This is a genomic window from Pseudomonas sp. 21615526 (assembly GCF_013386245.1).
Classification (GTDB): Bacteria; Pseudomonadota; Gammaproteobacteria; order Pseudomonadales; family Pseudomonadaceae; genus Aquipseudomonas.
In genome coordinates this window covers 1-11,448 of record NZ_JACAOM010000105.1, presented here as the reverse complement: position 1 = coordinate 11,448, position 11,448 = coordinate 1, and the positions used below count along the sequence as shown (strand labels likewise).

Here is an 11,448-nt window from a genome sequence, read left to right as displayed (position 1 = left end):
GACTGACACTCCGCCTTCGCGAGCAAGCCCGCTCCCACATTTTTTGACCGAGTGATTCCGCCGGCTCAGCGGTACAGAATCCCGCCATCAATCAACGGCGATTGCCCGGTCATGTAATCCGAATCCGGCCCCGCCAGGTACGACACCAGCCCCGCCACATCCTCCGGTGTTTCCGCCCGGCCCAACGCAATCCCGTCCACATACTTCTTGTACGTCGCCCCTACCTCGGCGCCGGTAATCTCGGCCATGCGTTTGTCGATCTCGACCCACATATCCGTGCCCACCACACCCGGGCAGTAGGCGTTGACGGTAATCCCGTCACTGGCCAGTTCCCTCGCGGCGGCCTGGGTCAGCGCACGCACGGCAAACTTGGTGGCCGAATACACCCCCAGCAACGCAAAGCCTTCATGGCCGGCAATCGAGCAGGCATTGATGATCTTGCCCTTCTGCTTCAGCGCCTTGAATTTCTTGCCTGCGGCCTGGATGCCCCAAAGCGTGCCCTGCACGTTGATACGCAGCGTGCGGTCGACCTGTTCCGGAGTCACGTCCAGCAGTGCGTCAATCTGTGCGATGCCGGCGTTGTTGACGATGATGTCGAAGCCGCCCAGGGTCTGGTGGGCATGGTCCACCGCCGCGACCACTTGCTCCAGCTTCGAGACATCGGCGACATACACCGAGGCCTTGCGCCCCAGTGCAACCACCTCGGCCGCCACCGCTTCAATCTTCGCGCTGTTGATGTCCACCAACGCTATGTCGGCGCCATCCCGCGCCAGGCGCAGGGCGATGGCCCGGCCGATGCCTTGCCCGGCGCCGGTCACCAGTGCAACTTTTCCAGCGATACTCATGACGATCTCCTTCAACGGTGAGAGAAGCCTTGTCTATCGCAGTTGCCAGGGGCCGCTGTCGAGCAGCAGCAGGATTGATCTGCGGGCTGAGACGGGACGTCTCAAAGCGAACCATTCTCGAAAACTTGTAAAACGCCGCCGTTATGCCTAGCTTATGCGCCCTCCGCTCTGCGCTCTCAGGCCTTCCCCCATGGTTTTGCGTCTTCGCCCCGCTGCCCCTTCACGTTTTGCCCTCGGCCTGTTGCTCAGCGCAGGTATTGGAAGCAGCCAGGCGGCTGATATCGAGCTGCCGGAGGTGAAGGTCCAGGGCCAGGATGAATCCGGCTATAGCACCGACACCGCGTCGGTGGGCGCTTTCAATGAGGCGCCGTTGCTCGACACGCCGGCCTCGATCGCGGTGTTCAACGAGTCGCTGATCAAGGACCAGCAGGCGCGCTTGCTCAGCGAAGTGCTGCGCAATGACGCCTCGGTGGGCGACAGCTATGCGCCCATCGGCTACTACGAAAACTTCGTGGTGCGCGGTTTCTCGCTGAATGCCGCCAGCAGTTACAAGATCAATGGCCGCACCATCACCGGCGAGCAGAACGTTGCCCTGGAGAACAAGCAGCGCGTGGAGCTGCTCAAGGGATTGTCGGGTATGCAAAGCGGGATTTCCGAGCCCAGCGGCGTGATCAATTACGTGACCAAGCGCCCGGAGGATGTGCGCTCGGTGACGGTGTCCACCGATGATCGCGGCAGTGGTTACCTGGCCACCGACGTGGGCGGCTGGTTTGGCAGCGAGCAGCAGTTCGGCCTGCGCGCCAACGTGGCCCATGAAGACCTGCATTCCTACGTCGAACATGCCAATGGCCACCGGGATTTCCTGTCCCTGGCGTTCGACTGGAACATCAGCCCCGACGCGGTATTGCAGCTGGATGCCGAGTATCAGAACAAGCAACAGCGCTCGGTGCCGGGTTATCAGCTGCTGGGCGGGACCGAGGTGCCGCACGACGCGTCGCCGAAAAAACTGCTGGGGCATCAGAGCGGTGCGAATCAGGTAGGGATTGATTCGCTGAACCTCAACGGCAAGTTTGAATATCGCTTCAGTGACCAGTGGAAAGGCAGCGTCAGCGCGGCGCGCAGCAAGGTGGTGATTGATGATTACAGTTCGTTTGCGTGGGGCTGCTACGGGTCCGCGAGCTGTGCCGGGGCCAAGGTACCGAACTACTTCAGCCCGGAAGGCAACTACGATATCTATGACTTCCGCAGCCCTGATGACACCCGGCGCGATGATGAAATCCAGGCCGCGATGACCGGGTTGTTCAATACCGGTGGCCTGGGGCATGAGTTGACGTTTGGCAGCAGTGCGTTTCGGCGAGTGGTGGACAAGCGCGAATCGGTCAACGAGATGATTGGCTCCGGCAATATCAATCAGGACCCGGAAAACTTCGCGCCCACCGATAAGCCCCTGAACGATAGTCATCGCAACCTCGACAGCCGCCAATACGGCCTGTTCGTCACCGACCGCATCAGCTTCAACGAGCAATGGCAGACCATCGTGGGCGGCCGCGAAGTGCGCCTGGACGAAAAGGCTTTCGATGATCAGGGCAACGAGTCGCGCCACACCCGGCAGTATGTGTTCCTGCCCCAGGCGGCGCTGATCTACAAACCGATTGAAAACCTGTCGCTCTACACCAGCTACAGCAAAGGCCTGTCCCTGGGCGGTACCGCGCCGTGGTTTGCCCTGAATAAAGATGAAACCCTCGCCCCGACAGTTTCCCGCCAGATCGAAGCCGGGGTGAAATACGACTGGCGCCGCATCAGCTTTGCCGCCGCGATCTTCCAGACTCGCCAGGCCTATCAGTACGCCAAGCCGGACGCCGCCGGCGACTACACCTACGTGCAACAGGGCGAGCAGAAAAACACCGGCCTGGAATTGTCCGCCAACGGCTGGGCCACCCAGCGCTTGCAGATCGCCGCCAGCGTCGCGGCCATCCGTGCACGGGTGACGGGCAGCGGCACGCCGGAATACGAAGGCCATCAGGCGATCAACGTGCCGAAACTGCGGGCCAGTCTGTACGCCGACTACGCCCTGCCCTGGGTCGACGGCCTGGCGCTGCTCGGCGGCGTGCAATACAGCGCCAACAAGTACGCCAATCGCACCGGTGATGTGGAAGTGGGCGACTACGCCATCGTCAACGTCGGCAGCCGCTACACCACCAAACTCGATGGCTATGAAACGGTGTTTCGCCTGAGCGTCGACAACCTGTTCGACAAGCGTTACTGGCGCGATGCTGGCGAATACATGGGCGATGACTACCTGTTCCAGGGTGCGCCGTTGACGGCGCGCTTGAGTGCCACGGTCAATTTCTGACGGTACGCGGGATCGCCAGGCATAGCGCCGCCAAGGCGCACACCAACAGGGTCCAGCCCAACTGCTGGACCCAGGCTGCCAGGGTCAACCCCACCCCGATCACCAGGTAATACAGCAAACCGAACAAGGCACCGGCGGTGCCAAGGCGGTCGCGATAAGCCGTGAGTGCCGCCCCCAAGACATTGGGAATCGCCATGCCGAAGGCCATGACCACCAACAGCATCGGCAACACGAACAGCCAACGGTCCTGTAACAGCACCACCAGCACGCTGCCCACTAACATCACGCCACCGGCTGCCAGCACCAGCTGTTCGCTGCCGGCCCCGCGCTTGAGCAACCCCTTGTTGAGCCAGGCCCCAAGCCCCGAGCCCAACGCCAGCAGGACGCCGCTGTAGCCGAACTGCTCGGCAGACAACCCCAGGCGCTGGAACACAAACGGCCCCAGGCTGTAATAGCTGAACAGCGCGATATTGAAGACCGCGACCAGCCCCACCGAACGCCACAGCGCCGCATCCTTGAGCATCAGGCCCAGGGTGCCGCGCAACGACGCTGTGGGCAGCGAGGCCGGGCGGGTTTCCGGCAAGGCCCACAGGCACCAGGCCAATAACGTCAGCGCCAGCAGCAACAAGCCTGTGAGCACCCCGCGATAGCCAAAGTGCTGCACCAGGCCCGCGCCAGTGAACAGGCCAATGGCGGGGCTGGCCGCCAGGGCAATGCCCACGACTGAAAACACCTGCGCCAGCCCGGCACCGCTGAAGCGGTCGCGCAGCACGGTTTGCGTCACCACCGACCCCACCGCCGCACCAAACGCCGCCACCGCCTGGGCCAGCAACAGGCCGTTGAACGAACGCACGCCCAAGGCCAGCGCTGTGGCCGCGCCATAAAGGGCCAACCCGGCCAGCATCACCGGGCGCCGGCCGAAGCGGTCACACAAGCGTCCCCACACCACGACCCCGAACGCGAAGGCCAGAAAGTACACCGACAAGGTCTGCCCCGCCGCCTCGGGCCCTACCGCAAACGCCTGGCCGATATCCGCCAGCGCAGGGCTATACAGGGTTTGTGCGATTTGCGGGAACATCAGCAGCGCCACCGCCAGCACCAGCAAGTTTTTCAACATCATCCAGACGCTCTTCACGAGTAAACAGGCCAGGGAGTCTAAACAGCGGCAGCTGGCGTATTATCCAGACTTCGACACCTTATCAATGAAATCGGACATCCCATGGCATGGCTGGCGGCGCAGACACCTTTCGATCCCGACCGCTTCGACGCGCCCGTGGTGGGCATCGCCGCCCTGCTGGGTGATCACGACTCCGGTGTACATCAGCATCAGCGCGGGCAATTGCTGTTCACCCAACAGGGCTGCACGCGCATTACCCTGGCCAACCAACTGTGCCTGTTGCCGCCCACTCGGGCAGCGTGGATTCCCGGCGGTGTGCCGCACCGGGCAGTGATGCAACAGACCGTGGATTACCGTTCGGTGTATGTCAGCCCGGCATTGGCCGGGCAGTTGCCGGCACAAGTGCGGGTGATTGAGGTGAGTGCGCTGCTGCGGGCGGTGCTGGAGCCCATGGCAATGGCGGCGTTCGACACCGATTGGCAACAGGGCAAATACGCGTATTTGCTGGCGCTGTGCCTGAGTGAAATCCGCGAGGCAGTCGAGCAACCGCTGCTGCTGCCCCTGCCCACGGACAAACGCCTGGCGCCGTTATTGCAGAACCTCGACGCGCTGCCACCGGAGCTGCAAGCCTTGCAACGCCAGGTGGCCGCCAGCGGCAAAACCATCGGCCGGATCTTCCTGCGGGAAACCGGCATGGGCTATCAGCAATGGCGCCAGCAGTGGCGCCTGATGCGCGCCATCGAGCTGCTCGCCACCGGGCGCAGTCTCGGGTACTGCGCCTTTGAGTTGGGCTTTGCCAGTGACAGTGCGCTGATCGCCTTCTTCAAGGCCATGACCGGCGCCACGCCACGGGGTTACTTCAAGTGAATGCCGACTGGCTGTAACCCGGTGGTAGATCGGCTTCATTGATCGTTCCCTCGCTCTGCGTGGGAATGCATCCCGTGACGCTCCGCGTCACCCGTACGCAAGACTTGAGCCTTGCATCGCCCGCTGGACGCAGAGCGTCCGGGGCGGCATTCCCACGCAGAGCGCGGGAACGATCAGTCATCCCGGCGTCTTGTCGGGTTATTTAGGCATCTTGCGAAAACCCACCGCCAGACGGTTCCAGCTGTTGATGGTGGCGATCGCCACGCTCAGGTCGACTTGCTCTTGCGGGCTGAAGTGGGCGGCCAGTTCGGTGAAGTCTGCATCCGGTGCGTGGGTCTGGCTGAGCAGGGTCAGGCTTTCGGCCCAGGCCAGCGCGGCACGTTCACGGGGGGTGAAGAACGGCGTTTCACGCCAGGCCGACACGGTGTACAGGCGGCGCTCGGTCTCACCCCCCTTGCGGGCGTCGGCGGTGTGCATGTCGAGGCAGAAGGCGCAGCCGTTGATCTGCGACACACGCAGGCGCACCAGCTCCAGCAGCGGCAGTTCGATGGACAGTTTGCCGACGGCAGCCTCCAGGGCCAGCATGGCTTTCATGGCATCCGGGGAAGCGGTGTAGAAGTCGGTACGAGCTTGCATGGTGATACTCCAGAACAGTGGGGATTGGTGTCTAGAGTAGTGACGAGGGGGCATTGGACAAATAGCCAATCCGGGGAAAGATCAGGTAGCCAATGGGGCCAATCCTGACGATCACCCCGGCCCTGCGCCTTCACCGCGAAACGCACTGGGGCTCAGCCCGGTCCAGCGCTTGAACGCCCGCCGAAAACTGCGCACATCGCTGTAGCCAACTTCCTCGGTGATCCGTTCGATGGACAACCCCGGGTTGCTCAGCAAGCCCATGGTCCTTGCCCTGCGCACCTGTTCCAGCAAGCCCTCGAACGTCAGCCCATGCTCGGTCAGGCGCCGGCGCAAGGTACGCCCGCTCATGTTCAAGTCACTGGCGACCTTTTCCAGCTGGCTGCCCTGCAAATCCCGGGAAATCGCGCGCTCCACCGCCTGGATCAAATCCATTTTCTGATGCAGTTGCGCGCTTTCCAGTTCCAGCAGTTCCAGGGCCTGGCGCAAGGCCAGGGCATGGTGATTGGGCAGCCGCACGTCCAGCCAGTGGCTGGCCAGGACCATGCGGTTATGCAGGCAGCCAAAACGCACATCCGTACCTAACAGTTGGTGATAGTCAGCGACATAGGTGGGCGCGGCGTGGATAAATTCGACCCGCAGCGGCATGAAGCCCTCGCCCACCAGGGCGCGGCCATACACCATCAGGCTGGCGAAAAACTCCTCGGCGGCAAACACCTGTACCTCGGCGTAGGGCAGCAGGCATTCGATATCGACGAAAACTTCCTGGGGGCCTTCATGGGTGCGCGAGGTGGCGATACCACCGGAGGTGTGCTGATGACGTTCCCCGATGGCAAACGCATCGCGCAACGTCTTGCACAGTGAAATCACATGGCCGAGCAGGCCCAGGGTGCCGAGTACGTTCTGATGGCCTACCCACAGGCCCAGCCCCTGGTCGGGCAACACCTTGAGTGCACGCTGGATCATCGCTACCGCCTGGCGATAGGAAATGCGCTGGGCCGGGTCGTCCAGGTCGGCCAGGGTGAATCCCAGGCCACGGCACAGGTGCTCGGCGCTCGCGCCTTTTTGCGCGACCACTTGGCCGAGGGTTTGCAACAGAAATGGCGAGACCAGGGCCAGGTCATAGTGCGGATCAACGGCTTTCCTTTGCATGGATCTTCGATTCCCGACTGAGTGCTTCAGTTCTTGTTTTGGAAACATCCTGACAATCATAGGCTCTTGCAAGAACTGCTGCACTCTGGATGAAAGCTGTCCGCCAAAGTCCCCCTATGTGGCCGCCAATACCCTGCCCCGCCGGGCGCCGAGGGCTTATTTCTATAGGCAGCGTCGTCCTGATAATAATAATGAGCCCAGACATGAACACGACCCGTGCGTTTTACCCCGTGCAACTCGCCCTGTTGACCCTCATCAGCCTGCCGGCCCTGGCCACCGAAGGCGGCGTCGACAACATCGGCCCCGGCACCGATGGCTTCTACATCCTGCCGCTGGACGTCAACAACCTGCCCGACCACATGTTCGCCTTCAACATCTATTACAACCATTACGAAGCCAGGAAGCTCGATATCAGCTCGTTGGGTGGCAAGGTGCCGGACGTGAAGATCAAGTCCGACGCGATCATCCCGCGCCTGGATTACCTCAGCCCGTTGCGGGTATTCGGCGGGCGCCTGGGCGGCTACATCGCCCAGCCGTACCTGAAGCAACAGGTGTCGCTGTTCGGCATGTCCGACACCCGGGAAAGCATGGGCGACACCACCGTGGCGCCGATCATCCTCTGGGACCTGGGCAAGAACCTGACAGTGGGCACCGCCCTGGAAATCACCCTGCCCACCGGCGAATACGACGCCACGCGCCTGGCCAATACCAGCAACAATTTCTACACCTACAAACCGTTGGTGTCGGCGACCTGGATGCCCAACGAGCGCACTGAGCTGTCGATCAAGACCACCTACAGCTTCAACAAGGAAAACCCCGATACCCATTACCGGTCGGGGCAGATTTTTCACTTCGACTACTCGGCCAGCTACAAGGTGACGGATAACCTCAGCCTTGGGCTCAACGGCTACTACCTCAAGCAGACCACCGACGATAAGCAATACGGGCATACCGTGGTGAACATCTATGGCGAAGATGTGGATGACGGGGTCAAGGGCCAGGTGTTTGCGATCGGTCCGGCGGTGTATTTCACCTTCCTCAAGTACGCGAGTGCCGAGGTGCGCTGGGCCAAGGAGTTTGATGTGCAGAACCGGCCGGAAGGCGACATGTTGTGGGCGAAGTTGACGATTCCGTTTGCCCTGTAAACCCGGCAAAAACTGTAGGAGCGAGCTTGCTCGCGAAAAACGTCAACGATAACGCGGGCCGTCTGGATGAACGCGTCGTCCTTGGGTTTTTCGCGAGCAAGCTCGCTCCTACAGTGGGACGGCGTTGTCAGGTGTAGACCGGCCAGGTATCGACGATTTTCCCGCCCCGTACTGCCAGCAAATCGCCGAACTGCAGCAGCACAAACTCACTCTGGGTCGGGCGCAGAAACACCTGGTCTTCGACGTTCAGCCCCACCTTGGGCGAACCATTGACCATCTCCTGATTGGAGCTGCGCCCGTACAGGTCATTGCTCTGCAAGCCCCTGGGCGATTCAAACTCCGCCATCCAGTTGCCCCCATAAATAAAGAACGTGGCGCGCTGATTCGCATCCCACCACGAGAACAACCGCGACTTGCCGTCCAGCGCCGGAATGTCCACCGGCCCGGTGCTTTTCAACACGGGCGTTGCGATATAGGCCGCCGGCACATGCTCGCTCAGCGACGGCAAGTCATAGTGCGTCGGCTTGAGCAACGCCGTGCCCACCGACACCTCGCTGCTGAGCTTCTCCTGCTCGTGAATGCGATAGCTCGGGCTGCCTGCCGTATTCAACGTCAGCCCGTCGCGCCACAGCGGCGCAAAGTGCTGGCGGGTGTAATCCACATAGCCGTTGTAGCGCTGCATGACTTTGTCGAACAGGTCCTGGGGCGAGCCGAGAATCCCCGGCACGCCCATGCCCACGAACGGGTCGTAGCCCATGAACCCGCTGAATTCCAGCTGCTGCGGATGCGCGCTGATCATCGTCAGCATCTGCCCCAGCACCGCGTTGTCGCTGATGCCGCCGCGATGCAGGCCCACATCCAGCTCGATATTGACCCGTAGTTTCGTGCCCAATCCCTGGGCCAGCGCCAGGTATTGTTGCAGGCGCTCGGGCGTGTCCAGCAGCCATTGCAGCTGGCGGGACGGGTCGAACGGGCCCTTGTGGGTTTGGTAAAACAGCTCGGCAGAACGCACCGGCAACGGCTTGCCCAGCAGGATGTCCGCATCGGGAAACACCTGGGCGTCGTGATTCAGAAATGGCTGATGAAACGACATCAAGCGCTGGGTGCCGGCTCGCTTGGCGATGTACGCCAGCAGCCCCGGCGCCGGCAGGGATTTCTCCACCAGCCGCAGGTGTTTGCCGCCGCGCTGCACTGACTGAATCACCACGTCGATGTTGTGGTCCAGGCGATCGAGGTCGATCAGCATCACCGGGCGCATCGGCCCATGGGCCTTGAGTTGCTGGTTGAGGCTGCGGAAATACTCGGTGTAAGGGCTGCCGCGGTCGCCCGGCCTCAGCAAGATGGCACCCCCCACCAGCAACACGCCGGTGCCGAGCATGAAATGTCTGCGGTTCATCAGGCCACTCCCAGAATAGACGACAGGTGCGCATTGAGGAATTTGCCGCTGGGGTCCAGCTCGCGGCGCACTCGGGTAAATTCCTCCCAGCGCGGATACAGCGGCTGCAAAGTGCGCGCATTGAGGGTGTGCAACTTGCCCCAGTGCGGGCGACCGGCGTATTTCCAGAAGATCGGTTCTACGGCGGCGAAGAAGTTGTGGTGGTCCATGGTGTAGTGCTGGTGCACGGAAATCGAACAGCTGTCGCGGCCCTCGAACATGCTCAGCGGAATGTCATCGGCCTTGACGTAGCGGTACTCGATGGGAAACCAGGTGCGCAGGTCCTTATCGTTGATCAGCTTGAGGATTTCCCGCAGGCATGCCGGTCCGTGCTCGGCGGGCACCGAATATTCCATCTCGTTGAAACGCACGTTGCGCACGTTGGCGTACACCTGGAACGACTCGGCCACGCGGTCATCGAAGCTGGCAAAAAAGCGCAGGCTGTTGAGCAAGGTACGCCGGGCCTCGGGGAAATCGCTGCCGTATTTGTCGAGTTTCTCGATGATCGATACAAACTCGTTGCCGCCCGCCTCCGCCGGGTCGATGGGCGGGGTTTCGGGGTCGGTGGTTTCGTTCAGGGCGATGGACAGGGCGTAGTCGGAATGGGTCACCACGAGCATTTCCCAGTGCTGGTTTTCCCGGTTGTTCTTTGCCACGTCCTCCAGCAGTTCTTCAGTCTTGGCGATCCACTGGCGCTCCCGCAGGCGGTACGGTGCGCGGTTTTGCAGGCGGACCTGGGTGGCCACGCCGAGGGCGCCGAGGGACACCCGGGCGGCACTGAACACCTCGGGGTGGCGCTTGGCGTCGCACTCCAGCACCTCACCCTGGGCGGTCACCAGTTGCAGGCCGGTGACGCAACCGGAATATGAGGTGAAGCCCACACCGGTGCCGTGGGTGGAAGTGGAGATCGCCCCGGCCAGGGTCTGGTAGTCGATATCCGCCATGTTCGGCAGCGCCTGCCCAACGTCTTTCAAGGCCTGGCCCATGCGCGACATCGGCGTGCCGGCGGCGAAGGTGGCCTGCACGGTTTGCGGGTCGTGATCCAGCAGGCCATTGAAGTAACTCAGGGACAGCAGCGTGCCGTCGGTGGGCACCAGGGCACTGAACGAATGGCCCGAGCCCACCGGCCGCACCTTGCCCGGTGCCTGGCCGATGACCTGCACCAGTTCATCAAGGTTCTTCGGCGCCAGCCGCGCCAGGGGCAGACAGGTTTGCGCCCCCGACCAATTGCGCCAGGGAATCAGCCGCGGTGCCCGGGCCAACTGGGCCAGCACCGGGTTACTGGTCAATGCCATGAACGCGCCGGCTACCGCGCCGCGCTGCAATAATTCTCGCCGTGAAAGCCCCATCGCCTACCCCGTTATTCTTATTGGATGTGTTGACCCGACATAAAGCTGATCAGCCCCAGGAATTGCGCTTCGGAGCACTGCACGCACAGGCCCATCGGGGGCATGCCGTTGTAGCCATTGATGGTGTGGTCCAGCAGGGTGTCCGGGCCCTGGGCGATGCGCGGGCTCCAGGCCGGGCCGTCACCGGTCAGCGGCGCACCGGAGGCCGGGTTGGCGTGGCACAGCTTGCAACTGGTGTCGTAGACCTGGGCCAGGGCTGCGTCGCCGGGCATGGCATTGGCCGCCGTGGCGCGTTCGGGGGGATGTTTCGGTTTGTCGCCACAGGCTGTCAGCAGGCAGGTCACGGCCAGCAGCAGACTGATGCGACGGGGGTTGATTGCCCGCATAGCCACCTTCTCTCTTATTGTGTGAAAGCGTGATCCACACTAAGGCAGCCAGGGCGCGGCATTGAGGGTATTGGGGGACAGAAAGGGGGGCTTGGGCGGACAGTTGATTGAGCCGCAACGCCGATCAAATGTGGGAGCGGGCTTGCTCGCGAATGCGGTGTATCAG

10 protein-coding genes are annotated in these 11,448 nt (G+C 62.2%); 3 read left to right on the top strand and 7 right to left on the bottom strand.

Annotated elements, in window-relative coordinates:
• Window positions 1-65: 65 nt before the first annotated feature.
• Window positions 66-845, bottom strand: coding sequence for an acetoin reductase (locus tag HX786_RS25765; protein ID WP_008430737.1), 780 nt, complete (start codon window positions 843-845; stop codon window positions 66-68).
• Between the two features lie 190 nt (window positions 846-1,035).
• Between HX786_RS25765 and HX786_RS25760 the strand changes: the two genes are divergently transcribed.
• Entirely contained in the window at window positions 1,036-3,198 is a 2,163-nt protein-coding gene (locus tag HX786_RS25760; RefSeq protein ID WP_178912768.1) for a TonB-dependent siderophore receptor, read from the top strand.
• Here HX786_RS25760 and HX786_RS25755 read toward each other — a convergent pair.
• Window positions 3,188-4,318: an MFS transporter gene (locus HX786_RS25755; RefSeq protein ID WP_003219178.1), complete on the bottom strand. Its 1,131-nt coding sequence runs from the start codon at window positions 4,316-4,318 to the stop codon at window positions 3,188-3,190. The two genes, HX786_RS25760 and HX786_RS25755, sit on opposite strands and share 11 nt — an antisense overlap.
• A gap of 99 nt (window positions 4,319-4,417) precedes the next feature.
• Between HX786_RS25755 and HX786_RS25750 the strand changes: the two genes are divergently transcribed.
• Window positions 4,418-5,182, top strand: a complete 765-nt coding sequence (locus HX786_RS25750; protein ID WP_178912767.1) for a helix-turn-helix transcriptional regulator — start codon at window positions 4,418-4,420, stop codon at window positions 5,180-5,182.
• Window positions 5,183-5,380: 198 nt separating this feature from the next.
• Here HX786_RS25750 and HX786_RS25745 read toward each other — a convergent pair whose 3' ends face one another.
• Window positions 5,381-5,818: a carboxymuconolactone decarboxylase family protein gene (locus HX786_RS25745; RefSeq protein WP_003219182.1), complete on the bottom strand. Its 438-nt coding sequence runs from the start codon at window positions 5,816-5,818 to the stop codon at window positions 5,381-5,383.
• Between the two features lie 111 nt (window positions 5,819-5,929).
• The gene (locus tag HX786_RS25740; protein WP_003219184.1) at window positions 5,930-6,967 is read right to left on the bottom strand and encodes an AraC family transcriptional regulator; all 1,038 of its coding nucleotides are present in this window, start codon (window positions 6,965-6,967) and stop codon (window positions 5,930-5,932) included.
• Between the two features lie 203 nt (window positions 6,968-7,170).
• Here HX786_RS25740 and HX786_RS25735 point away from each other — a divergent pair, with 203 nt between their 5' ends.
• Window positions 7,171-8,112: a transporter gene (locus HX786_RS25735; RefSeq protein ID WP_003219185.1), complete on the top strand. Its 942-nt coding sequence runs from the start codon at window positions 7,171-7,173 to the stop codon at window positions 8,110-8,112.
• 127 nt (window positions 8,113-8,239) lie between these two features.
• Here HX786_RS25735 and HX786_RS25730 read toward each other — a convergent pair whose 3' ends face one another.
• The 3 genes from HX786_RS25730 to HX786_RS25720 all read right to left on the bottom strand — a co-directional run bounded on the left by HX786_RS25730 (window position 8,240) and on the right by HX786_RS25720 (window position 11,282).
• Window positions 8,240-9,448, bottom strand: coding sequence for a DSD1 family PLP-dependent enzyme (locus HX786_RS25730; protein ID WP_178912770.1), 1,209 nt, complete (start codon window positions 9,446-9,448; stop codon window positions 8,240-8,242).
• A 59-nt stretch (window positions 9,449-9,507) separates the two neighbouring features.
• Complete coding sequence (locus HX786_RS25725) at window positions 9,508-10,836, bottom strand: D-arabinono-1,4-lactone oxidase (RefSeq protein ID WP_178912769.1); 1,329 nt, start codon at window positions 10,834-10,836, stop codon at window positions 9,508-9,510.
• 77 nt (window positions 10,837-10,913) lie between these two features.
• Window positions 10,914-11,282, bottom strand: coding sequence for a cytochrome c5 family protein (locus HX786_RS25720; protein ID WP_178912766.1), 369 nt, complete (start codon window positions 11,280-11,282; stop codon window positions 10,914-10,916).
• Window positions 11,283-11,448: the final 166 nt, after the last annotated feature.

What these genes read in the sequence shown, in the direction of transcription:
- HX786_RS25765 (WP_008430737.1), bottom strand. Translation starts at nt 845, where the DNA reads ATGAGTATCGCTGGAAAAGTTGCACTGGTGACCGGCGCCGGGCAAGGC.
- HX786_RS25760 (WP_178912768.1), top strand. Translation starts at nt 1,036, where the DNA reads ATGGTTTTGCGTCTTCGCCCCGCTGCCCCTTCACGTTTTGCCCTCGGC.
- HX786_RS25755 (WP_003219178.1), bottom strand. Translation starts at nt 4,318, where the DNA reads ATGATGTTGAAAAACTTGCTGGTGCTGGCGGTGGCGCTGCTGATGTTC.
- HX786_RS25750 (WP_178912767.1), top strand. Translation starts at nt 4,418, where the DNA reads ATGGCATGGCTGGCGGCGCAGACACCTTTCGATCCCGACCGCTTCGAC.
- HX786_RS25745 (WP_003219182.1), bottom strand. Translation starts at nt 5,818, where the DNA reads ATGCAAGCTCGTACCGACTTCTACACCGCTTCCCCGGATGCCATGAAA.
- HX786_RS25740 (WP_003219184.1), bottom strand. Translation starts at nt 6,967, where the DNA reads ATGCAAAGGAAAGCCGTTGATCCGCACTATGACCTGGCCCTGGTCTCG.
- HX786_RS25735 (WP_003219185.1), top strand. Translation starts at nt 7,171, where the DNA reads ATGAACACGACCCGTGCGTTTTACCCCGTGCAACTCGCCCTGTTGACC.
- HX786_RS25720 (WP_178912766.1), bottom strand. Translation starts at nt 11,282, where the DNA reads ATGCGGGCAATCAACCCCCGTCGCATCAGTCTGCTGCTGGCCGTGACC.